We start from the raw sequence: 23,738 nt of genomic DNA, 5'->3' as shown, positions 1-23,738 counted from the left end.
AAAATGCCGGATCGCAGCGTAAACCAGAACGCGGCTTCGGGGCGAATAGAGCCGACCATTTTGAATGCATTATTGAGGAAATGAACCATGCTAATAATGTGGTTATTTCATCTTATTTTGCATAACAGACACCCTCAAAAAAATGCCATGCTTTGGTCTAAATTATTCACTGGCATTGTTTTTCGACAGTCTGTACAACGTACTTATTTCATTTTCAGGATATTTTCAGATCATGCGAATCAATCTGGACGTTCTGCTCATTCTTGATGCTATCGACAAACACGGCTCGTTTGCCGCTGCGGCCGGGTCGCTGTTTAAAACCCCCGCGGCGCTTAGCTATATGATTCAGAAACTGGAAAACGATCTCGATATTGAGCTTCTCGATCGCTCCGGCCACCGGGCAAAATTTACCGATACCGGACGGATGATGCTGGAAAAAGGGCGTCTGCTGCTCAACGCCGCAAAAGACCTGGAGAAACAAGCCGTGCAGTTAAGCTCTGGCTGGGAAAAAGAGCTGGCGATAGCGCTGGATGATTCCTTCCCTTTCGAGACGCTGCTGCCCGTTATTGATGCGTTTTATGCGCTGAATAAGCAAACGCGCCTCAATTTTACACACCATACGCTGGCGGGATCGTGGGAAGAGCTGACGCACAACGGCGCGGACATCATTCTCGGCGCAATTAACGAGCCTCCGACCTCCGCCGCCTGGTCATATAAAATGCTCGGCACCCTGGACAACGTATTTGTGGTCGCGCCTTCGCACCCGCTGGCCGCCGCCACGGACGGCCTGACCAATGAGCAACTCTGTCTGCACCGGGCGGTGGTGATCAGCGACAGCGCCCGCTTCTGCCATCCCCTGCAATCCAATTTAATGGATGAGCAGCCGCAAATTCGCGTGGATGACTTCGACAGCAAAGTGACGCTGCTGCGCGCCGGTTTAGGGTGCGGATTCCTCCCCCGCCATATTGCCAAACCGTGGCTTGCCACCGGCGAGCTGGTGGAGAAATCCGTCATCTCTTTTCGGCAGAAAGATGTCGCCTATATGGCATGGCGCAACCACAGCGATGGTCTGGCGCAGCGCTGGTGGCGAGAAGCCCTGCTCGCCAGCCCGGAAGTCGCGCAGCTCTATCAGTGATTCACCCAGACCGTAGCGGAAATGGCGGGCAGGCTGAGAACACCCTCAGCCAGTTGGCCTTTCCCCTCTTTGCCTCGCCATTCGCTGACGTTAAGCAACGGTGAGGCAGGCAATACGACCTCACAGGCCTCGCCCCGGTTGATCGCCACCAGTACGCGCTGCTGGTGATAGACTCGCACAAAGACCACCACATCTTCTTCGGCATAAATCACCTGGCAACCGCCGTGACGTAGCGCCTGCGTGCGCTGGCGAAGTTTCCCCAGACGCTGGTACAGCGCCAACAGCGTGGCATCCTGTTTTTCAACCTGCCACGGGAACGGCTTACGACAGAACGGATCGTTATTACCGTCCAGCCCCACTTCATCGCCGTAATAGATGCAGGGAACGCCAGGCCAGGTAAACAGCCAGACGACCGCCAGCGGCAAACGCGCCACGTCTTTGCCCAGCAGCGATTTGAAACGGGCGGTATCGTGGCTGTCCAGTTGGTTAAACATCCGTAACTGCTGCTGATGCGACAGGCCAGCACGGTAGTTATCCATCCAGGCGATGCAGGTTTGCGCGTCAATGTGCTGCGGATCGTAAGAGATATCGGTATTGGCGAGAAATCCCCACAGCGGGAAAGTAAAGCCGCGATAGTTCATGGCGGCGTCTTCCGCATCCGCCTGGAGCCATTGCCGCGCATCGCCAAAATGCTCGCCAACGATATAGGCGTCAGGCTGCGTCTCTTTTGCCGCCTGCGTAATACCGGCAACGTGTTGCAGGTTATTGCGCGCGCCTCCGGCCTCGCCCAGCATATGCACCACATCAAGCCGCCAGCCGTCCATATGCCACGGCGCTTTCAGCCAGTGACGCACAATGCTGTCTTCACCACGGTAGATTTCATTGACCAGGCTTTCCGACTGGAAATCCAGCTTGGGCAGACTCGGATACCCCAGCCAGTCCAGCGCCACGCCCTCCGGGGAGAAAGAGTACCAGTCACGCCAGGGCGAATCCGGGTTGTGGCATGCGCCGCCGCTTCCCCGATTGTGCCTGTCAAACCAGGCGTGCGAGTCGCCGCTATGGTTAAAGACGCCGTCCAGCACCAGGCGCATTCCCTGCTGCTGCGTATGCTGCCGCAGGCGCAACAGCGCCCGATCGCCGCCAAACTGCGGATCAACGTGACGATAATCTTCCGTATCGTATTTATGGACGCTTGGCGCGCTAAAGACCGGGTTCAGGTACAGCGCCGTCACCCCCAGTTTTTTCAGGTACGGCAGTTTCTCGCTGATCCCGTCCAGATCGCCGCCGTAGAACGTCGATCCCCCGGCCTGCGCAGTCACCGGATCGTCCCAGTCGTGCAAGACGATATCCTGACCGGCGGCATGATGGTAATAGACATTATCCTGTTCCGCTTCGCGCGGCTGGCTGCGGGCAAAGCGATCCGGGAAGATTTGATAGAAAATCTGATCGGCGACCCATTGTGGGCCATTGTCCGGCACATCGACGGCAAACTGCTCCAGCCGCGCGGGCGGGAAACGGCTAAATCCCTGCGGCGTGAACCACAGCTGGCGATCGTGCCAGAGCAGCTTAAAGCTGTAGCGACGGCGCGGCTGTCCGCTGGCGAGATCGATCGCCGCCCGCCATGCCGTGACGCCCGGTTGCGGTTGACTGCGCAGCCGATGCATCGCCAGCGAGATTTCTTCATTATCGTTCTCAGCGCGTAGCGTCACACGCTGGGGCGGGTTCTCCCCGCTCAGCCATAACGTTATGGTCAGTTGTTCTTTGTTTTGCTTAACAAATGGGGCAACCGGAAGGTGCCAGGCGTTCAACATCACGTATCCCCTTTGATGAAAATGAAGCCACCTTGCCATAGCGACATCAAGGATAACTCATCATCTTAATGTTTATTGGGGGAGGAGTCCGGGGGAGGATATTGTTTGATACTGCCGGGCGGCGACTTCGCCTGACCCGGCCTACGGTTGCCTGTAGGCCGGATAAGCGTTAGCGCCATCCGGCGGGGAATCACCCCACTTCAGCCAGTTGGCGGTCGCGGCGGCGTTTAAACATCCAGCCGACCAACAGCAGTGCGATCCAGGCGAAACCGACGTACAGCGAAATACGGGTATCTGGATGGTAGCCGATAAGCGCGATAATAAAGACCAGGAAAATCAGGCCCGTAACGGTTGTCGCCACGCCGCCCGGCACTTTAAATTTCAGCGCCTTCACCTCATCCGGCGGCAGACGGCGGCGGAACGCAATCTGCGACAGCAGGATCATAATCCATACCCATACCGTGGCGAAGGTCGCCAGCGAAGCAATCACCAGGAAGACGTTTTCCGGCATGATGTAGTTCAGGTAAACCGCGAACAGCAGCGCAATGGTCATCACCATAACCGTCACCCACGGAATACCGCGACGCGACGTTTTAGCGAACACTTTCGGCGCACTGCCCTGCTCCGCCATACCGTGCAGCATACGCCCCACGCCGAACACGTCGGAGTTAATCGCCGACAGCGAAGCGGTCAGCACCACAAAGTTCAGGATGCTGGCGGCAAACGTAATGCCAAGATGCTGGAAGGTCAGGACGAACGGGCTGCCGTTGGTGCCAACCTGGTTCCACGGGTAGATAGACATGATGACGAACAGCGTGCCCACGTAGAACACCAGAATACGCATCGGCACAGAATTGATGGCGCGCGGAATAGATTTTTCCGGGTCTTTCGCTTCTCCGGCGGTGATGCCGATAATTTCAATCCCGCCGTAAGCGAACATCACCATTTGCAGCGACATCACCATCCCCAGCCAGCCGTTGCTGAAGAACCCGCCGTTGCTCCACAGGTTGTGGACCCCGGTCGGCTGCCCGCCGTTGCCAATCCCCCAGATAATGATGCCGAAGCCGGCAACAATCATGATGATGATAGTGGCGACTTTAAAGAACGAGAACCAGAATTCCAGCTCGCCGAATACCTTCACGCTCATCAGGTTGATGGCACAGATAAGCAGCACCACGCTCAGCACCCAGATCCAGTGCGGCACCGTAGGGAACCAGACCCCCATATAGATACCGAAGGCGGTCACGTCGGCAATGGCGACAATCAGAATTTCAAAACAGTAAGTCCAGCCGGTAATGTAACCGGCGAGCGGGCCGAGGTTTTCCTGCGCATAGCGCGAGAACGAGCTGGCGGCGGGGTTATGCACGGACATTTCGCCCAGCGCGCGCATAATAATGTACGCCGCGACCCCGCCGATAATGTAGGCCAGCAACACGCTTGGCCCGGCCATTTTGATGGCGTCTGCCGAGCCATAAAATAATCCGGTGCCAATTGCCGATCCCAATGCCATAAAGCGAATGTGCCGGGTGCTCAGCCCACGCTTTAGCTTGTTATTGCTTTCCATCAATTCCGAACCCATCAAAATAATAAAAAAACCACGGGGCCTGTAGCCCCGTGGTTAAAACATACTGTCAGTGATCTTAGTGAGCGCTGGAGGTCACTTGTCGACCTGCGGCGCGATCCCAGATAATTGCCAGAACAACCATCACCACTGTTGGCATCAACCACGCCAGCCCCTGTTCCGCCAGCGGTAAACGCTGGGTCCAGGCCGGTAAGATGTCACCAATCGCAGAGGCTTTAATCCCGTCAAGGATACCAAAAACCAAGCTGATAAACATCGCCGGAGCAATGACGCGGGAAGAATTATGCCACCATGAGCGGGTAAAGCTTAATACAACCAGTGCGATACACGGCGGATAGATGGCTGTCAGCACCGGAATAGAAATCTGAATCAGATGGCTCAGACCCAGATTCGATACCACCATTGAGAAGCCGCCCAGAATAAACACCAGCGTGCGATAAGAGAGTGGGACGTACTGCGCAAAGAACTCCGCACATGCGCAGGTCAGGCCAACCGCCGTCACCAGACAGGCGATGAAAATCAGCGCCGCCAGCAGCAGGCTACCCGCGCCGCCGAAGGTATGCTGAACGTAAGCGTGCAGGATTGCCGCGCCGTTAGCAGACTGATCGACCAGCGTCGCGCTATCCGATCCCAGACGGAACAGCGCAAGGTACAGCAGCGTCAAACCCACACCCGCCATCAGTCCCGCCCAGACGGTATAACGGGTCAGCAGACGCGCTTCTTTAACGCCGCGCGAGCGCGCCGCATTGACGATAACGATACCAAACACCATTGCGCCCAGCGTATCCATCGTCAGATAGCCATTCACAAAACCATTAGAGAACGCCGCGTTCTGGTAGGCGTCCATCGCGTCGCTAATCGGGCCGGCAGGCCAGATGATTGCCGCAACGGAGAGAATAATCAGCGCGATGATTTTCAGCGGCGCCAGGAAGTTACCCACCGTGTCCAGCAGTTTGCCCGGATAGAGCGATACCAGAATCACAATGGCGAAATACACCAGGCTGTAGATAAACAGCGGCAGTGCGGAATCGCCGGTCAGCGGCGCAATCCCGACTTCAAAGGAGACGGTCGCCGTACGCGGCGTTGCGAATAACGGCCCCACCGCCAGATAACAGACGGTCGCCAGCAGAACGCCAGCCACTTTACCAATCGGGGTGCTCAGGCTATCAACGCCGCCGCCGACTTTCGCCAGCGCCACAACGGTAAGTACCGGAAGACCAACGGCAGTAATCAGAAAGCCGAACGCCGCAGTCCAGACGTGTTCGCCTGCCTGCAAACCGACCATCGGCGGAAAGATAATATTGCCTGCGCCAACGAACAGCGCAAATGTCATAAAGCCCAGAGCGATAATATCGCGCGATTTTAACTGATGGGTCATAAAGTTTTACTGCCTGTGGATGTGGTGTTGAAAACGTTAAATTTTCTGCCCTTCCCTGCGGGACGATACAGCGGCATTTTTAAGCAATTCCAGCGGGATATGCTCCTGGGCTGGCGCGGCGAAGAATAGTTTTTCGATTTACCGCGTAAATGCAGTCGGTATGACAGCATCTGGAGCGCAATTTAAACGCTTATAACGTTTTAAAGCAAGGTGAGATCCAAAAACCAGAAGAATATAGCGATATGAAATTAGCAACCAGTACAAAACGCTATCCATAAGAAAAAGTCATGGCTAATCATGCGAACAAAAAAGCATCAGGCGTTGAAAAATTCAGCGGAGTCTTCTTTACTGCAAAGAAAATAAGCCAGCATCCGCTGGCTTATGGAAAGCTAACCTTACGAACCACAATTAAGCGCAATTTTTGGCAATTAATCGTTCCGGCAGCACAAAGCTGAAGCGCGTCCCTTTACCCGGCGAACTGTCGATAATCAATCGACTCTCGTGATGATTCAGCGCATGTTTCACAATCGCCAGACCTAATCCACTTCCCCCGGTTTGCCGCGACCGCGCTTTGTCCACACGGTAGAAACGCTCCGTCAGACGCGGAATATGCTCAGGCGCAATCCCCGGCCCGTTATCTTCCACGCTGAACTCCGCACCGTGGGTCACATGCTGCCAGCGCACGGTAATATGCGTTCCCGCAGGCGTGTGATTCACCGCGTTATAGACCAGGTTCGAAATCGCACTGCGCAACTGTTCTTCGTTGCCCAATACGCTCAGCCGGGCATCCACTTCAAACGTAAAGGTGTGTTTCTGCTGGCTGAGCGCCTGCGCCTCACGCTCAACAACGCGCAGCATCATCGGCACATCTACCCTTTCATTTAACAGCAGCGCGGGCGCCGCCTCAATTTTCGACAGCGTCAGCAGTTGTTTCACCAGCCCTTCCATCCGGTGCGTTTGCTCACGCATCGTATGCAGCGCCTTCTCCCGCGTCGCGCCTTCCAGAGGCTGCTCCTGCATCATCTCCAGATAGCCCTGCAAGACGGTGAGCGGCGTGCGTAGTTCATGGCTGACGTTTGCGAAGAAATTGCGCCGCGCGCCTTCAAGCTGGTGCATCTGCGTCACGTCGCGCGCGACCATCAACAGTTGCTGATCGGTATAGGGCATCACGCGAATCTCCAGATGCCGCCCGGTGTTGAGCACCAGATTGAGCGGCCGGATAAAATCGCGTGTTTTGAGATACTGCGTAAATTCCGGGTAGCGCAGCAGGTTCAGAATGTTTTGCCCGTTGTCGTCCGGCCAGCGCAGCCCAAGCACCTGTTGCGCCAGTCCGTTACACCAGAAAATCCCGCCGTCTTCGGTTGTCAGCACCACCGCGTCGGGGAGGGATTCCGCCCCGCTGCGAAAGCGTTTAATCAGGTTTCCCAGTTCGCGACGCCGCTTTTTATTACGCAACTGCATCTGGTGCAGACCGTACAGCAGCGGCTCCCAGCTCCCGCGTCCCGGCGGCGGCGTCATACTCATATCGACCCACAGCCACCAGGAGAGGCGCAATAAATTCCAGAAATGCCAGATCAGCAATCCCGTTACCGACGCCAGTAAAAACCAGGGCAGATAACCAAAAAAAGCACTGAGGATAAAAGCGGGGATGCAGCAGAGGATCAGCTCCAGCACCAGCCTTTTCCATGACAGCCGTTCCAGCACGCGTCACACTCCCTTCAGAATAGTAAACCCGCCCGCCACACCGAGATGCCGGTCTGGCGGCAATGTATTAAAAACGGGTCGAAAAGCGATACCCGGTTCCGCGTACCGTTTGCACCATACGATCGTGACCGCTGTGCTCCAGCGCTTTACGCAAACGACGAATATGCACATCGACCGTACGGTCTTCAACATACACATTCGTTCCCCAGACATGGTTGAGGAGCTGCTCGCGACTGTAGACGCGCTCAGGGTGCGTCATAAAGAAGTGTAACAATTTAAATTCGGTCGGCCCCATATCGAGCGGATTTTCCCCGGTCATCACGCGGTGCGAGGTTGGATCGAGGCTAAGCCCCTGCATCTCAATCACCTCTTCTACCGCCATCGGCGAAATGCGGCGCATCACAGCTTTGATACGCGCCACCAGCTCTTTAGGGGAAAACGGCTTGGTGACATAGTCATCCGCCCCGGTTTCCAGCCCGCGCACGCGGTCTTCCTCTTCGCCTCTTGCCGTCAGCATAACCACAGGGATATCCCGGGTCATCGCTTCACGCTTGAGGTGTTTAATAAACTGAAGGCCCGACCCGCCGGGCAACATCCAGTCAAGGAGGATTAAATCCGGCCAGGGTTCATTCAGTTGGTTCACAGCACTGTCATAATCTTCGGCTTCTACTGGCTGAAAGCCATTTTGCTCGAGCACGAAGCAGACCATTTCACGAATTGGAGCTTCATCTTCTACGACCAGAATACGTCTCGCCATGATTTGCCCTGTTTAAATAAGTCGTTGTCATCAATGCGGCGCCATTATGCGTCAGATTTATGACAGATTTATGAAAAAGATAGTCGACATTCGGCTCAGGTTATTGATTTATGACAGTCACGAAACAAGATATTACCGTTCCCGACGGGTTATAATCCTGCCCACGCTTTTTCGTCATGGAACCGTTATGCGCATCCTTCACACCTCTGACTGGCATCTGGGACAAAACTTCTACAGCAAAAGCCGCGCCGCCGAGCACCAGGCGTTTCTCAACTGGCTGCTGGAAACCGCGCAATCTCGCCAGGTGGATGCGATTATTGTCGCGGGTGACATTTTTGATACAGGATCGCCGCCAAGCTATGCCCGCGAGTTGTATAACCGGTTTGTTGTCAATTTACAGCAAACCGGCTGTCATCTGGTGGTGCTGGCCGGAAACCATGATTCCGTCGCCACGCTCAACGAATCCCGCGATATTCTGGCGTTTCTCAACACCACCGTGGTCGCCAGCGCAGGCCACGCGCCGCAGTACCTTTACCGTCGCGATGGTACGCCGGGCGCCGTGCTTTGCCCGATTCCGTTTTTACGCCCGCGCGACATCATCACCAGCCAGGCGGGGCTTTCGGGCAATGAAAAACAGCAGCATCTGCTCGGTGCGATCACGGATTACTACCAACAACAGTATCAGGAAGCCTGTAAGCTGCGCGGCGACGGCGATCAAACTCTGCCGGTTATCGCCACCGGGCACCTGACCACCGTCGGCGCCAGTAAAAGTGACGCGGTACGTGACATCTATATCGGCACGCTGGACGCCTTCCCGGCGCAAAACTTCCCTCCTGCCGATTATATCGCGCTGGGACACATTCACCGGGCGCAGATCATTGGCGGCACGGAACACATCCGCTACTGCGGCTCTCCGATCGCGCTGAGCTTTGATGAGTGCGGCAAAAGCAAATGCGTCCATCTGGTCAGTTTTGCAAACGGCAAATTACATCAAGTAGAGAACCTCACCGTTCCCGTCACTCAACCGCTGGCGGTGCTGAAAGGCGATCTGGCCTCCATCACCGAACAACTTGAGCAATGGCGAGATGCTCACCAGGAGCCCCCCGTCTGGCTGGATATTGAAATCACCACCGACGAATACCTTCACGATATGCAGCGCAAAATTCAGGCATTAACGGAGTCGCTGCCCGTTGAGGTTTTACTGGTGCGCCGCAGTCGGGAAAATCGCGAACGCATTATGGCTAACGAACGACGTGAAACCCTGAGCGAACTGCGCGTGGAAGACGTTTTTACCCGCCGTCTGGCGCTGGAAGAGCTGGATGAGCCCCAGCGTGAACGTCTGACGCAGCTTTTTACCACCACCCTACATTCGCTGTCCGGGGAGCATGACGCATGAAGATTCTCAGCCTGCGCCTGAAAAACCTCAACTCCCTGAAGGGAGAATGGAAAGTCGATTTCACGGCAGAACCTTTTGCCAGCAACGGGCTGTTTGCCATCACCGGGCCGACCGGCGCGGGGAAAACCACGCTGCTCGACGCCATCTGTCTTGCGCTCTATCACGAGACGCCGCGCCTGAGCACCGTTTCGCAATCGCAAAACGATCTGATGACCCGCGATACGGCCGAATGCCTTGCCGAAGTGGAGTTCGAGGTTAAAGGCGAGTCTTACCGCGCTTTCTGGAGCCAGAACCGCGCCCGCAATCAGCCGGACGGAAACCTGCAAGTGCCGCGCGTGGAGCTGGCGCGCTGCGCCGACGGAAAAATCCTCGCCGATAAGGTCAAAGATAAGCTGGAGATGACGGCATCGCTCACCGGGCTGGATTACGGACGCTTTACCCGCTCCATGCTGCTGTCGCAGGGGCAGTTCGCTGCGTTTCTCAATGCGAAGCCGAAAGAACGCGCCGAGCTTCTGGAAGAGCTGACCGGAACAGAAATCTACGGGCAGATCTCCGCGCTGGTGTTTGAAAAGCACAAGACCGCCCGTACCGACCTGGAAAAGCTTCAGGCGCAGGCCAGCGGCGTCTCGCTGTTAGCGCCGGAGCAGCAGCATTCCCTCAATGAAAGTTTGCAGGCGCTCACTGACGAAGAAAAACAGCTGCTCGCCCGCCAGCAGCTTCACCAGCAACATCTGCACTGGCTGACCCGTCAGAATGAGTTGCAGGCTGAAATGAATCGCCGCCAGCAGGCGCTGCGGGTCGCCCAGGAAGAACAGGAAAACGCGCAGCCGCAGCTGGCCGCGCTGAAGCTGGCGCATCCTGCCCGGCAGTTACGCCCACACTGGGAACGCATTGAGGAACAAACCGCTGCCGCCGGGCGCACACGCCAGCAAATTCAGGAAGTGAATACTCGCTTACAAAGCGTATTACACCTGCGCAGCCGCATTCGACACAGCGCTCAACAACAATCCGCCGAACTGCATGCCACCATGCAGACGCTGACCGGGTGGCTCACCGAACATGAACGCTTCCGCTTGTGGAGCAGTGAACTGGCAGGCTGGCGTGCGCTGTTTGCTCAACAGTCCAGCGATAAAGCGCAGTTGCTTAAATGGCAGCAGCAGTGTGCAAGCGATATCCGCAAGCGTGACGCGCTTCCACCGAATCCTCTGACGCTTACGCCAGAAGAGGCCACGGCAGCGCTGGCGCAGCATACGCAGCAGCAGCCGCTGCGTCAGCGTCTCGCCAGCCTGCATGGGCAGATAGCGCCTAAGCAAAAACGACGGGAACAACTGCAAACCGCTATCCAGAATAGTCAGCAGGAGTTGGCCCGACGCAATGCGGCGCTGGAGGATAAGCGGCAGAAATATAAAGAAAAAAATCAGCAGTTCATGGATGTGAAAACGATTTGCGAGCAGGAGGCGCGCATCAAAGATCTGGAAAGCCAGCGAGCGCTGCTGCAATCCGGTCAGCCATGCCCGCTCTGCGGATCGACCTCGCATCCGGCGATTGCATCCTATCAGGCACTCGAACCCGGCGTGAATCAGGCGCGGCGCGATGCACTGGAAAAAGAGGTCAAGACGCTGACGGAAGAAGGCGCCGCCTTACGCGGGCAACTGGAAACATTAACGCAGCAGCTACACCGCGACGAAAGCGAAGCGCAGGCACTGGTAAAAGAGGAGCAAGCGCTCACTCAAGAATGGCAAACGCTGTGTGACGCGCTGAACGTTACGCTGCACCCTCAGGACGATATTTCACCGTGGCTGACCGCCCGGCAGGACTATGAACAACAGCTGTATCAGCTCAGCCAGCGCCATATGTTGCAGGCGCAGATCGCCGCCCATACCGGGCAGGTTACGCAATTTCAGCAGCAAATCGACCAGCGTCAAACCACGCTGCTGTCTGAACTGCGCCGCTACGGGTTATCCCTGCCCGCCGACGGAGAAGAAGCGTCGTGGTTAAACGCCCGCGCGGATGACGCGCAAACATGGCAACAGCGCCAGACGGAACTGGGTGAGCTACAAACGCGCATCGCGCAGTTGACTCCCCTGCTGGAGACACTACCGGAAACAGATATTCTCCCGGAGAGCGATGAGCGCGTGGCGCTGGATAACTGGCGGCAGGTACATGATGATTGCGTTTCGCTACAGAGCCAGTGGCAGACCTTGCAGCAGCAGGAAGCGCAGGAAATGCAGCGGGTAGCACAGGCGCAGGCGCACTTTGACGCCGCGCTCAAGGCCAGCGTATTTAACGATCGCGCCGCCTTCCTTGCCGCGCTGCTGGACGATGAGACCATCGCCCGCCTCGAACAATATCGCCAGGCGCTGGAAAACCAGTTACAGCAGGCGCAGGCCTTAGCCGCTCAGGCGAGCCAGGCGCTGGCAGAACATCAACAACATCCGCCCGAGGGGCTGGATCTCACGCTCACGCCTGAACACATTCAGCAGGCCGTGACGCAATTAACCGGACAACTGCGGGACAATACGACGCGTCAGGGGGAGATCCGCCAGCAGCTCAAACAGGATGCGGATAACCGCCAACAGCAGCAGTCTCTGATGCTGGAGATTGAAAACGCCTCGCAGCAGGTGGAGGACTGGGGTTATCTGAACGCGTTAATCGGCTCTAAAGAGGGCGATAAATTCCGCAAATTTGCTCAGGGACTGACGCTGGATAACCTGGTCTGGCTGGCGAACAATCAGCTGACTCGCCTGCATGGTCGTTACCTGCTCCAGCGCAAGGCCAGCGAAGCGCTGGAACTGGAGGTGGTCGATACCTGGCAAGCGGATGCCGTTCGCGATACCCGCACGCTGTCCGGCGGCGAAAGTTTCCTGGTCAGTCTGGCGCTAGCGCTGGCGTTGTCCGATCTGGTTAGCCACAAAACGCGCATCGACTCTCTGTTCCTTGATGAAGGGTTCGGCACGCTGGACAGCGAGACGCTGGATACCGCGCTGGATGCCCTGGACGCGCTGAATGCCACCGGTAAGACGATTGGCGTAATAAGCCATGTGGAAGCGATGAAAGAACGCATTCCTGTGCAAATTAAGGTGAAGAAAATCAATGGGCTGGGTTACAGCAAACTGGATAAGATGTTTGCTGTGGAATGACGGTTGTTTTGCCGGATGGCGGCGTAAACGCCTTATCCGGCCTACAGGGAGCACGTTGTAGGCCCGGTAAGCGTAGCGCCACCGGGCACTATGCCGGATGACGGCGTAACCGCCTTATCCGGCCTACAGGGAGCACGTTGTAGGCCCGGTAAGCGTAGCGCCACCGGGCATTACGCCGGATGGCGGCGTAACCGCCTTATCCGGCCTACAGGGAGCACATTGTAGGCCCGGTAAGCATAGCGCCACCGGGCATTATACCGGATGGCGGCGTAAACGCCTTATCCGGCCTACAGGGAGCACATTGTAGGCCCGGTAAGCGTAGCGCCACCGGGCATTACGCCGGATGGCGGCGTAAACGCCTTATCCGGCCTACAGGGAGCACATTGTAGGCCCGGTAAGCGTAGCGCCTCCGGGCATTATGCCTTATCCGGTAAAAAACGATTTACTCCTGCGGCCACAACCATGCCGCGCCGCGAACGCCGCTGGAATCGCCATGTAACGCCTTACGAACCGGCGTTTCGCATTCGCCGCCAAAAACAAACGGTTTAATCAACGATGGCACGGTGTTGTACAACCGATCGACATTGCTCATCCCGCCGCCTAACACGATAACGTCCGGGTCGAGGATGTTGACCACATGGGCTAACGATTTCGCCAGGCGCAGTTCATAACGGCTAAGCGCCCGTTCCGCCAGCGCGTCCTGCTCGTTAACCAGACGGATAATGTCATTCCCTTTCAGCGGATGACCACTCAGACGATGGTAATCCGTGGCAAACCCGGTTCCTGAGATAAAGGTTTCAATGCAGCCTTGTTTGCCACAATAGCAGGGCACTTCTTCACGGTAGCGCAGTTCATCTTCATCCATCCACGGCAAGGGATTGTGTCCCCACTCGCCTGCTGTACCGTTGCCGCCGGTATGCGCCCGACCGTTCAGCGCCACGCCAGCCCCACACCCGGTGCCGATGATCACCGCAAAAACGGTCTGCGCTCCGGCCGCCGCGCCATCCACCGCTTCGGACACCGCCAGACAGTTGGCGTCGTTCGCCAGGCGCACTTCCCGCTGCAAACGCGCACTCAAATCTTTATCGAACGGCTGACCGTTAAGCCAGGTTGAGTTGGCGTTCTTTACCACACCGGTATAGGGCGAGATCGAACCGGGAATACCCATCCCTACCGTACCCGTCTGGCCCGTCGCCTTTTCCGCCATCTCGACCAGCGAAGCGATGGTCTCTATCGTTTGTCGATAATCATCCCGCGGCGTAGGCAGACGATGGCGAAACAGCTGTTCCCCCGCATCGCCGAGCGCAATCACTTCCGTTTTCGTGCCGCCTAAATCGATACCTATACGCACACATCGCTCCTCATTTTTAGGGAATATCAACAGAGTAGAGGCGGGAGTTCTGGTTGGCAATGCAAGCCCGCCGACAATTCGTTATTATACCCGCTGGATTTAACGACAAGGCCGTGGAAATTATCATGCTGTGGTTCAAAAATTTAATGGTTTACCGTCTTAGCCGCGATATTTCGTTGCGCGCCGAGGAGATGGAAAAACAGCTAGCCTCGATGACGTTTACCCCTTGCGGCAGCCAGGATATGGCAAAAATGGGCTGGGTTCCGCCAATGGGCTCGCACAGCGATGCGTTAACGCATACTGCCAATGGCCAAATTATTATCTGCGCGCGCAAAGAAGAGAAAATTCTGCCGTCGCCGGTGATCAAGCAAGCGCTGGAAGCGAAAATCGCCAAACTGGAAGCTGACCAGGGGCGCAAGCTGAAAAAAACGGAAAAAGACTCGCTGAAAGATGAAGTGCTGCACTCACTGCTGCCGCGCGCCTTTAGCCGTTTTAGTCAGACAATGATGTGGATCGACACCGTTAACGGTCTGATCATGGTCGATTGCGCAAGCGCTAAAAAAGCGGAAGATACGCTGGCGTTGCTGCGTAAAAGCCTCGGCTCGCTGCCGGTGGTTCCGCTGGCGCTGGAAAATCCTATCGAGCTGACGCTCACCGAATGGGTGCGTTCCGGTACGGTGGCGCAGGGATTCCAGTTGCTGGACGAAGCAGAACTGAAAGCAATGCTGGAAGACGGCGGCGTGATCCGCGCGAAGAAACAGGATCTGGTCAGCGACGAGATCGCCGTGCACATTGAAGCGGGTAAAGTGGTCACGAAACTGGCGCTCGACTGGCAGCAGCGCATTCAGTTCTTGATCTGCGATGACGGTTCGATCAAACGCCTGAAGTTCAGCGATGAACTGCGCGATCAAAACGAAGATATCGATCGCGAAGACTACGCTCAGCGTTTTGATGCCGATTTCATTCTGATGACGGGTGAGTTGGCGGCGTTAATTCAAAGCCTGGTTGAAGGTCTGGGCGGCGAAGCGCAACGCTAAGTGAATATTCCCTCTCCGCCGGGAGAGGGAAGCGCCATTATAAATAGCGGCAAAGATAGGACGTCGGTTCAGCCACCTGCAAATGGAACTCACTTTGGCCAGGGACGTTAAACACCTCGCCCGCTGCGTAGACTTTCCACTCGGTTTCCCCCGGAAGCAGTACGTTCAACGCGCCACTGACCACCGTCATCTCCTCCGGCGCGGCAGTGCTAAAGGCATATTCGCCTTCCGCCATCACGCCGACACTGGCGCGACCAGTACTGCTGCTGGTAAAGCCGATCGATTTCACTTTGCCGGAAAAGTATTCGTTACTTTGTAGCATAAACTGGCCCTTTCTCATGGTTACGTTAAGCACCAATATAGGGTCGCGACCTTCTGCCTGTCACGCAAAATTAACCGAGTAATTCCGAAGCCAGCCGTGCAATCAATACATTAGAGAGCAAGACCGGAACATCCAGCGCTCTTTGCAATAAATCACGATGACGCTGATTAAATCCAATGGAATCCAGCATGATCACATCCGCGCCCTGTTCCAGCAAATCTTTACCGGCATCAATCAGTTGTTGTTCCGATCCCTGCACGGGATTCGCCAAAGAAAAGACCGGAGGACGTTGTAAGACCTGCCATTTTCTCGCCTGTACATCCAGTAACTCTTCAACCGGCACAATCACGCCCACCTGGTGGCCATCAACAATCGACGCCACTAACGGCGGGATAATACGCAACGGCTCCAGCAGGATCGTGTTACGCGCGGTCATACTGTTAATCGCGGCGGTATTCATCAATAAAATGACATCGTAGCCCTGGTTATCCAGCACTTCGATAATACTTTGCAGGTCGCGCTCCACTTTCTGGCGCGAAACATGGACGATTTGGTTATCACTGAGCAACGTTAATAGCGGATCGTCTCCGGCCTCGACGGCGTACTCCGCCAACACCTCTTCACGGCTGATCTCACCCAACAGACTATGATGGGTAATATGTTGCTCATCGATATACTCCGTCAGAAGCGGCAGCACTTCGCTCATTGGCACAACGCCGATCGTGAGGATAGCCAACGACGCACTCATTTTCTGTTCCACCTTCTTTTTACTTCGTCGTTAATTCCCGGGTAAATGCCTGAACACTTACCTGCCCTGCGCTACAAATGCAGAAAAGCGTAGCAGGAGATCGGCAATGCATTGTGTAAAGATTCCAAATCACTCCAGTAGTATATTGTTATCGCTTAATTTTCAGTTTTAGCAGAATGCGGCAATGAGTGAAAAGTGTGATGCAAGTACGTTGTGACGTGACTCAGGCGCCTTGCCGGGCGTTCCACACGTCAGGATTTATCAGCTTTTATCAGGATCTTCATAGCGCGTTTTGGCGTCCATCGCTTCCTGCGCGGAAGGATGCTCGCTGATCAGTGCGTTAGGTTCGGGATAGTCGGCGCGAAGCTGATACCAGGTCACCGTCTGACCTGGCGTTCCTTTCTCAACGGTGACGATATACGCTTCCCGGGGATAAGGCGGTTTTGTTGGCATAGTTCTTCCTTTTTACTGGATGAACTTTAATTATAGACGCCGCCCTGCAATCGTTGCGCCGCCTGCGACAACGCCGCAAGAATTTCAGAAACAACCTGGTCAGGGGCATGGCTCGCATCGATGATGTAATGCGCAGCTTCACGATACAGCGCGTCGCGCTGTTCGAGCACTTCCTGCACCTCTTCACTTAAGGGCTTGCCGGTTAGCGTCGGGCGCAGTCCCTCTTCTGGCGCGGCCTCCAGCCGGTTCACCAGCGTGGACACTGGTGCGCTTAAATAAATCACAATGCCATTTTCGCGCATATAGCGACGATTGTATTCGGTGAGGATGATCCCTCCCCCCGTCGCAACCACCGTTGACGGCGCGGTAACCGCCTTCAGCGCTGCTGTTTCTCTGGCGCGAAAGCTGTCCCACCCTTCCCGGTCAACAATCTCCGCAACCGTCATCTGGACGTGCGATTGCAACCACCGATCGGTATCAACAAACTGGAAATCCACTGCCTGCGCAAGCGCCATACCGGTTGTTGTTTTACCACAGCCGCGAGGGCCAACAAGAAAGAGAGGTTGCGTCATAGCGGGCTTTCCCCAGAGAGCCGCAAAGGTGCGGGATCTGATGTCATCAAAGTAATAATCATACCACCAAACTAGTACATCGTTAAATGTAAATAAATCATTCCACAAAAACCGTGAAAGATTGTACGCGCTTACTATAACAAGAAATCATCAGCAGCAAAGTGTAAAAATAACAGTACATTTAGCGCGTTCTGCGCTGGACTTCCAGCCACCACTTATCCAGCTCAGCGGCGAAATGCTGGCGATCGCGCGGAGAAAGGCTGTCCGGCCCGCCCGTCTGAATCCCGCTGGCGCGCAGGGTATCCATAAAGTCACGCATTGTCAGGCGTTCACGGATCGTTGACTCCGTATAGCGCTCGCCGCGTGGATTCAGCGCCGCCGCCCCTTTTTCCAGCACTTCAGAGGCCAGCGGGATATCCGCCGTAATGACCAAATCTCCGGCTTCGCACTGACGCACAATCTCGTTGTCAGCGACATCAAATCCGGCGGGTACGCGCAGTGTGCGGATAAAACGCGAAGGCGGTACGCGTAAATTCTGGTTCGCCACCAGAATAAGCGGCATCTGCATACGTTCAGACGCACGGTACAGAATCTCTTTAATCACATTCGGACACGCATCCGCATCCACCCATATTGTCATAACCGCTCCAGGCTCATGTGCAATCGTCTATTGTCTCGTGCTTTTGTCTTCCGTCAAAGTGCTGTTTCTCCTTCATGAGACTTTCAATCCACGTTAAGCTAATAACCCCAACTAAAAATACGCATAGGGAGTGACGAAATGGAGAAGAAAATCGGTTTTATCGGTTGCGGTAATATGGGAAAAGCCATTCTGGGCGGCCTGATTGCCAGCGGTCAGGTTCTCCCCGGGCAAATCTGGGTCTATACCCCGTCCCCGGATAACGTCGCCGCGCTGCACGATCGGTACGGCATCAATGCGGCGCAGAGTGCGCAGGACGTCGCGCAGGTTGCGGATATCGTTTTCGGCGCCGTGAAGCCGGGCATCATGATTAAAGTGCTGAGCGAAATCAGCTCCAGCCTGAACAAGGACTCATTAGTCGTCTCTATCGCTGCGGGGGTCACGCTCGATCAGCTGGCGCGCGCGCTGGGGCACGATCGCAAAATTGTTCGCGCGATGCCAAACACGCCGTCTTTAGTCAACGCGGGCATGACCTCCATAACGCCAAATGCGCTGGTCACGCCGGAAGATACCGCTGACGTGCTGAACATTTTCCGCTGCTTTGGCGAAGCGGAAGTGATTGCCGAGTCGATGATCCACCCCGTCGTTGGGGTCAGCGGTTCCGCTCCGGCTTATGTCTTCATGTTTATTGAGGCGATGGCCGATGCCGCAGTGCTGGGCGGAATGCCTCGCGCGCAGGCCTATAAATTCGCCGCGCAGGCCGTAATGGGCTCCGCCAAAATGGTGCTCGAAACGGGTAAACATCCGGGTGAACTGAAAGATATGGTGTGCTCGCCTGGCGGGACGACCATTGAAGCCGTTCGGGTGCTGGAGGAGCGAGGGTTCCGGGCGTCGATTATCGAAGCGATGGCGAAGTGTATGGAAAAATCAGAGAAACTCAGTAAGTCCTGAGCCAGTTGCCGGACGTCAGGCCGCCACTTCGGTACGGTTACGTCCGGCGTTCTTTGCTTTATAAAGCGCCATATCCGCCGATTTCAGCCATTCCCGGTAGTGTCCGATTTGCGTGGTCAATGGCGCAACGCCCACGCTGATGCGCAAAATAACCTGTGGCGCGCACGGCAGGCGTAACGCGTTTAATCGCTCATGAACCCGCGACATCGCGGCAATCGCGTTATCCGCTGGCGTACCGCACATGATCACCGCAAACTCGTCGCCGCCAAAACGTCCTATCACATCGCTGCCGCGCAGCGTCATCTGCAACTGGCGCGTCAGGGCAATAATCGCCTCATCTCCGACATCGTGCCCCCAGGTATCGTTAATGCTCTTAAAGTGATCGATATCGATGATGAGCAACGTGGCGTCCCGGTGGTAGCGGCGACAGTTATCAAATTCATTACGCAACAATATTTCCCAGTGACGCCGGTTATAGACCCCGGTCATGCCATCCCGCATGCTCATCACCTGTAGCCTGCGTTTATGTTCCGCCAGCTTAGTCGCCGTCTGGTAACTCACCCAGGCAAACAGCAAGGGATAAATCACAATCACCGGCAGGGAGAACCACCACTCCAGCGGCGCGCTGCGAAAAGCCACGGTAATTCCGGTCAGCTGTAACGTCACCAGACATGACACAACCATTAACACCATACCGGCAATAAAGAGCCGCAGCCCTCCCGCGCCCATCAAATTCATACACATCATCATCAGCAGAGCCGTGGAGGGCAGCACGTTGACGCCCATCACCCCAACCCAGACGCCAGCAAGAATGGCGTCCGCCTTTAAGTTGTATATTTCCCGGCTTAAGGGATCGATGGCTTTACTCGCCAGTTGCCACGCCAGGTGCGGCCAGACGAAAGACCAGCCGACCAGAAACAACCACCATCCTCCCGCAATCGGTTGTGAAGCCAGTACGGCGGCGATCGGGAGAAACATCCATCCCAGTCCTACCGCACGCGGCAGTCTCACCCGCCTGGCGAATCGCAGCCCGGAGCGTTGATGGTCATTTTGAGGAGAGTGAGGTGGCTCACTCTGTGCGACCGCTTTTTTGTAAAAGTTTTCATCATTCATTATTTTTTGGGAACATTCTGAAACAATTTTCCCAAATTATAGAGAGGGGGATTGTGAAGGAAGTATGAAATTTCGGGTGAGTGATTTTCTCAGCTCACCCGTTAGCACTATGCGGATTTTTTCAGACAGGCACTCATAAACTTGCTGCGATCGTCGCCTTTCAGCGACTGGTCCGTCGCCTGCTGGTTGCACTCACGCATTCTCTGTTGCTGCGGCGTCAGGCTTTTCTCACCAGGGGCGGATTTACTGTTTTTCAGGCAATCGCTCATGTAGGTCTTACGCGCATCCCCTTTTAACGCCTGCGCCGTCGCCTGCTGATTGCAGCTCGTCATACGCTGTTGTTGCGGGGTTAATGTCTTCTCGGCAGCGCCGACGGCGGTTAAAAAAACCAGCCCAAACAGCAGGGTAACCAGTAATGTTATTTTCATAGCACCATCCTTCTGTGAGTGTTGACACTACACGTCATCCTTCTGGTTACGTGCGCCGTAACCGAAGGAGGCTAACTCTAAGTCTGGCTGCTGACGACGAAAATACCACCTGACGGCAAAAGTATTGCCGTCAGGAGTCCGTTTACTTCAGTCCCAACGCCGCTTTCATGGTGTAGAACAGATCGGTCTGGTCCGTTAATCCGACGACATTCGCCGCATGCGGGCCGTATGCGGCAATGCGCAACTGGCTGCCGGTATGTTCCTGCGACTCCTCTTCCGAGTTGCCGTAGCTGATGACCATCACCGCGCCATCTTTGGTATTTAACGCCTGCGTCAGTCCCGGCGCTTTGCTTTCCGGCGCGATAATCTGGCTGGAATGCGCATGATCGGCAGTCACCACAACCAGGGTATTGCCCTCTTTTTTAGCGAATGCGAGCGCACGCTGTACGGCTTCGTCCAGATCGACCGTTTCACCAATCTGCCCGCATGGGTTGGCGGCGTGATCCTGTTTATCGATAGACGCGCCTTCAACCTGCAAGAAGAAACCTTTTTCATTCTTACTCAACAGCTCAATCGCTTTGTCCGTCATTTGCGCCAGCGTAGGCACGGTATCATCGCGCTGCGGGTTTGCCTTGCAGGTCACCGCAGGTTGTTCAAGGTTGCCGTGATAAGAGGCTTTCGGGCCTTCCCAGCGAACCGGCATGTTGCCGTCGGAGAACAAGCCCAGCAGCGGCTTATCCTGATTTGCCGCCGTTACCGCCTTCAGCGAGTCGGCATCGTTCACCAGCTGATATCCCCGCGCCAGCGCCTGCTCACGCAGCGTTTTCCCCTGCCATTCGCCTGCTGTCGCCATTTCAGCAAAGGTGGCCGCGCCGCCACCAAGCGTAACGTCCGCCCGCGTATTCAGCAGTTGCTCGGTGATCGACCCTTTTCCACCCTTCTCCAGCGCGTTTGTCGGGCAAAGAGTGCTGGTAAGGTTGGGGCCGTAGCATTTGCGTGAGGTTACATGGGAGACTAACGCGGCGGGTGTCGCATCCTGTAATTCTGCGGTCGAGACGTTGCCCGTCGCCAGACCTGCCGCTTTGGCCATCTCCAGGATCGTGGTGTGATCTTTTTCGTGGATATCGACGCCTAACGCGCCGTTATAGGTTTTAACTCCCGTCGACCACGCCGTTGCCGACGCGGCGGAGTCTGTGACGTAATCCGGTTTACCCGTTTCTTTATCCAGCGCGTAATGGGTGTATTGCCCGGTCAACGGTAAAGCATCAATTCCTTTAAAAAAGCCGCCGGCCCCTTGCGCATAATTTCGCGCCGCAGTGATTTCAGAATCACCCATACCGTCGCCAATCAGCAGGATAATATTTTTGGCCGGTTTATCGCTCAGCGAATCTCGCAGCGCCGCCGTTTGATCGCCCGCTAATCGGCGCGCCCCGCCCGGCGTGGTAATATCTCCCTGTGCGGCACGATTATCCAGCACCGTCATCGTGGACGTCCTGGCATGCGTAATGGGGGTAAACAGCAGAGGTAACAGGGCAATAGCAATAGCGCTTTGTTTCACTTTATTTTCTCCATGTGCCTACCCTAAATAATTCGGGTTACAGAAAGCCAATGCATATGCAACCTGAAGTACAACGGGTATAAATACAGTAAAATAAAAACAAAGCGACTATAGGTAACTGACGTGACAAGGTTATGACAGTGTTTACTCTGAATACGATCAGCTACGAGGATGCCTCAGTAACTTTTTTACATACTGGCGCAGCAATTCCGTATCGTAATCTGGAACGCTGGCATCCGGCTTTACGCCGTCGAGCGCATCCTCAACCTGATGAATGAGCTTCTGCTGCTCATTTTGCGCCATATTACGCAGCATCGCCGTGACAATAATCTCTAACGCTTCTACCTGAGCAACCAGTTCTTTCGACTCTTCTTCTTTTTGGGCGAGCCTCAGCAACAACTCTGAAATGAGATTTTTCATGACCGTATTTCCTTATCCGAGGAATGCTGACGTTATCATTATGGTTCACGACTGCCTAGAGGGTAAAAGTAGTATTTTTATGATAAAGGAAAGACTTTCTGTAAATAATGTGCTGACAAAATGGAGCGAAACGTTTCTCGCGAGAAAATAATTCAACCGTAAAAAATCAGGGTATAAATAGTCACGCCATTACATAAATTAAAGTTATGGTAAATACGCCAGAATTTAACTTAAAGCGTATCGCCATAATATATTTGATATCCCAGATTGACCCTGTCCAGCGTCTCTTTTCCGCCCAGACGTTTAATCAGCATATCTGCGGCTACGCTTCCCATATCGTAGCGGGGGGTAATCACGCTCGCTATTTTTTGCAAACGTGCGCGGCCGATTTCCAGGCCATGAAATCCGGCAATAGCAACCTGTTGCGGAACGGGGATCTGCTGCGACTGACACTCCAGCAGCGCGCCAACGGCTAAGTCGTCATTGGTGCAAAAAATCGCGTTAATATCCGGTCTGTCGCGCATCGTCTGCAAAAACAACTGACGACCTAAGGCCAGTGACGAAATGGCTTTTGGCACCACATGGTAAGGCTGTAACCCCTGTTCGTTCAGCGCACGCTCAACGCCGCGATAGCGACTGACATCACGCGGGTCGTCCATTGAGCCGAAAAACGCCACGGCGCGTTTTCCCGCCTCCAGAAACGCCTGAGTCATATCCCACGCGGCTTTTTCGTTATCAATACCAACCTGCATATCCAGACAATGCTCGGTGATATCCATTAACTCCGCCACGGGGATACCGCTGGCGCGCACATACTGCACCATACGTTCAGTATGTTGTTTTCCGGTCAGAATCAGCGCATCAATGTTGTAGGAGAGCAGGTTAAGCACTTCGCGCTCTTCCCGCTCCGGGTCATATTCATAGTTAGCGATCAGCGTCTGGTATTGATGAGCGGAAGTCACCGACTCAATCCCCGCCAGGACATCGGCAAAAATCTGGTTGCGAAAGGAGGGAATCAGCACCCCGATCGTTTTACTGCGCGCATTAAGCAAAATCTCGGGGGCGCGATTGGGAATATAATTATTCTCCTCCATGATCTTCGAAATCAGCTCGCGGCTACGCTGCGAGACCTGATTGGGATCGCGAAGATAACGGCTTACCGTCATCTTATTTAGCCCAGCCAGCGTGGCGATATCCTGCAAGGTCATCCGATTGTTTTTCATGAAGTTCTCTGCGAAAGACAGC

21 protein-coding genes are annotated in these 23,738 nt (G+C 55.2%); 5 read left to right on the top strand and 16 right to left on the bottom strand.

Translation table 11 applies throughout. The features are described from left to right. The first annotated feature begins 232 nt into the window (after nt 1-232). Nucleotides 233-1,135: a LysR family transcriptional regulator gene (locus OGX80_RS03840; RefSeq protein ID WP_115181919.1), complete on the top strand. Its 903-nt coding sequence runs from the start codon at nt 233-235 to the stop codon at nt 1,133-1,135. Here OGX80_RS03840 and malZ read toward each other — a convergent pair. The 5 genes from malZ to phoB all read right to left on the bottom strand — a co-directional run bounded on the left by malZ (nt 1,129) and on the right by phoB (nt 8,367). Further along, nucleotides 1,129-2,946, bottom strand: a complete 1,818-nt coding sequence (gene malZ / locus OGX80_RS03835; protein ID WP_048902404.1) for a maltodextrin glucosidase — start codon at nt 2,944-2,946, stop codon at nt 1,129-1,131. The genes OGX80_RS03840 and malZ overlap by 7 nt on opposite strands. 190 nt (nt 2,947-3,136) lie before the next feature. Beyond that, nucleotides 3,137-4,510, bottom strand: coding sequence for a proline-specific permease ProY (gene proY, locus OGX80_RS03830; protein ID WP_024130602.1), 1,374 nt, complete (start codon nt 4,508-4,510; stop codon nt 3,137-3,139). A 76-nt stretch (nt 4,511-4,586) separates the two neighbouring features. Then, a complete protein-coding gene (gene brnQ / locus OGX80_RS03825; protein WP_012133587.1) occupies nt 4,587-5,906 on the bottom strand; it encodes a branched-chain amino acid transporter carrier protein BrnQ in 1,320 nt (439 codons plus the stop codon). Between the two features lie 408 nt (nt 5,907-6,314). Beyond that, entirely contained in the window at nt 6,315-7,610 is a 1,296-nt protein-coding gene (gene phoR / locus OGX80_RS03820; protein WP_012133590.1) for a phosphate regulon sensor histidine kinase PhoR, read from the bottom strand. A 67-nt stretch (nt 7,611-7,677) separates the two neighbouring features. Beyond that, nucleotides 7,678-8,367 (bottom strand): phosphate response regulator transcription factor PhoB, encoded by a 690-nt coding sequence (gene phoB, locus OGX80_RS03815; protein WP_012133591.1) that lies wholly within the window; start codon nt 8,365-8,367, stop codon nt 7,678-7,680. Nucleotides 8,368-8,554: 187 nt separating this feature from the next. Between phoB and sbcD the strand changes: the two genes are divergently transcribed. Both sbcD and sbcC read left to right on the top strand, forming a co-directional pair. Next, entirely contained in the window at nt 8,555-9,763 is a 1,209-nt protein-coding gene (gene sbcD, locus OGX80_RS03810) for an exonuclease subunit SbcD (protein WP_115181920.1), read from the top strand. After that, nucleotides 9,760-12,903: an exonuclease subunit SbcC gene (sbcC, locus tag OGX80_RS03805; RefSeq protein ID WP_115181921.1), complete on the top strand. Its 3,144-nt coding sequence runs from the start codon at nt 9,760-9,762 to the stop codon at nt 12,901-12,903. Before sbcD ends, sbcC begins: the two co-directional genes overlap by 4 nt. Nucleotides 12,904-13,345: 442 nt before the next feature. Here sbcC and mak read toward each other — a convergent pair whose 3' ends face one another. Then, entirely contained in the window at nt 13,346-14,254 is a 909-nt protein-coding gene (mak, locus tag OGX80_RS03800) for a fructokinase (protein ID WP_047458524.1), read from the bottom strand. 125 nt (nt 14,255-14,379) lie between these two features. Between mak and rdgC the strand changes: the two genes are divergently transcribed. Further along, complete coding sequence (gene rdgC, locus OGX80_RS03795; RefSeq protein ID WP_024130604.1) at nt 14,380-15,291, top strand: recombination-associated protein RdgC; 912 nt, start codon at nt 14,380-14,382, stop codon at nt 15,289-15,291. Nucleotides 15,292-15,328: 37 nt separating this feature from the next. Here the strand turns inward: rdgC and ppnP are convergent, their stop codons facing one another. The 5 genes from ppnP to OGX80_RS03770 form a co-directional block, all read right to left on the bottom strand. After that, complete coding sequence (ppnP, locus tag OGX80_RS03790; protein ID WP_024130605.1) at nt 15,329-15,613, bottom strand: pyrimidine/purine nucleoside phosphorylase; 285 nt, start codon at nt 15,611-15,613, stop codon at nt 15,329-15,331. 70 nt (nt 15,614-15,683) lie between these two features. Then, a complete protein-coding gene (locus OGX80_RS03785; protein WP_012133600.1) occupies nt 15,684-16,361 on the bottom strand; it encodes an AroM family protein in 678 nt (225 codons plus the stop codon). Nucleotides 16,362-16,622: 261 nt separating this feature from the next. Continuing rightward, nucleotides 16,623-16,814, bottom strand: a complete 192-nt coding sequence (gene yaiA / locus OGX80_RS03780; RefSeq protein WP_012133601.1) for a protein YaiA — start codon at nt 16,812-16,814, stop codon at nt 16,623-16,625. A 26-nt stretch (nt 16,815-16,840) separates the two neighbouring features. Then, nucleotides 16,841-17,386 carry a shikimate kinase AroL gene (gene aroL / locus OGX80_RS03775; RefSeq protein ID WP_047458531.1) on the bottom strand — a complete coding sequence of 182 codons (546 nt, stop codon included), beginning with the start codon at nt 17,384-17,386 and terminating at the stop codon, nt 16,841-16,843. Nucleotides 17,387-17,567: 181 nt separating this feature from the next. Continuing rightward, nucleotides 17,568-18,026, bottom strand: a complete 459-nt coding sequence (locus OGX80_RS03770; RefSeq protein ID WP_012133603.1) for a YaiI/YqxD family protein — start codon at nt 18,024-18,026, stop codon at nt 17,568-17,570. A gap of 138 nt (nt 18,027-18,164) precedes the next feature. Between OGX80_RS03770 and proC the strand changes: the two genes are divergently transcribed. Next, entirely contained in the window at nt 18,165-18,974 is an 810-nt protein-coding gene (gene proC / locus OGX80_RS03765) for a pyrroline-5-carboxylate reductase (RefSeq protein WP_047458533.1), read from the top strand. 15 nt (nt 18,975-18,989) lie between these two features. Here proC and adrA read toward each other — a convergent pair whose 3' ends face one another. From adrA to idnR, 5 genes are all read right to left on the bottom strand, one after another. Further along, nucleotides 18,990-20,087 (bottom strand): diguanylate cyclase AdrA, encoded by a 1,098-nt coding sequence (adrA, locus tag OGX80_RS03760; protein WP_012133605.1) that lies wholly within the window; start codon nt 20,085-20,087, stop codon nt 18,990-18,992. Between the two features lie 107 nt (nt 20,088-20,194). Next, entirely contained in the window at nt 20,195-20,515 is a 321-nt protein-coding gene (gene psiF / locus OGX80_RS03755) for a phosphate starvation-inducible protein PsiF (protein WP_012133606.1), read from the bottom strand. A gap of 142 nt (nt 20,516-20,657) precedes the next feature. Then, nucleotides 20,658-22,073, bottom strand: coding sequence for an alkaline phosphatase (gene phoA / locus OGX80_RS03750; RefSeq protein WP_012133607.1), 1,416 nt, complete (start codon nt 22,071-22,073; stop codon nt 20,658-20,660). 159 nt (nt 22,074-22,232) lie between these two features. Beyond that, nucleotides 22,233-22,493: an anti-adapter protein IraP gene (gene iraP, locus OGX80_RS03745; protein ID WP_012133608.1), complete on the bottom strand. Its 261-nt coding sequence runs from the start codon at nt 22,491-22,493 to the stop codon at nt 22,233-22,235. A 230-nt stretch (nt 22,494-22,723) separates the two neighbouring features. Next, the gene (idnR, locus tag OGX80_RS03740; protein WP_024130607.1) at nt 22,724-23,716 is read right to left on the bottom strand and encodes a DNA-binding transcriptional regulator IdnR; all 993 of its coding nucleotides are present in this window, start codon (nt 23,714-23,716) and stop codon (nt 22,724-22,726) included. Nucleotides 23,717-23,738: the final 22 nt, after the last annotated feature.

The organism is Citrobacter sp. CK194, assembly GCF_030333395.1.
Lineage (GTDB): Bacteria > Pseudomonadota > Gammaproteobacteria > Enterobacterales > Enterobacteriaceae > Citrobacter_B > Citrobacter_B koseri.
Note: the sequence above shows the minus strand (reverse complement) of the source record. Positions and strands in the feature narration are given on the sequence as shown.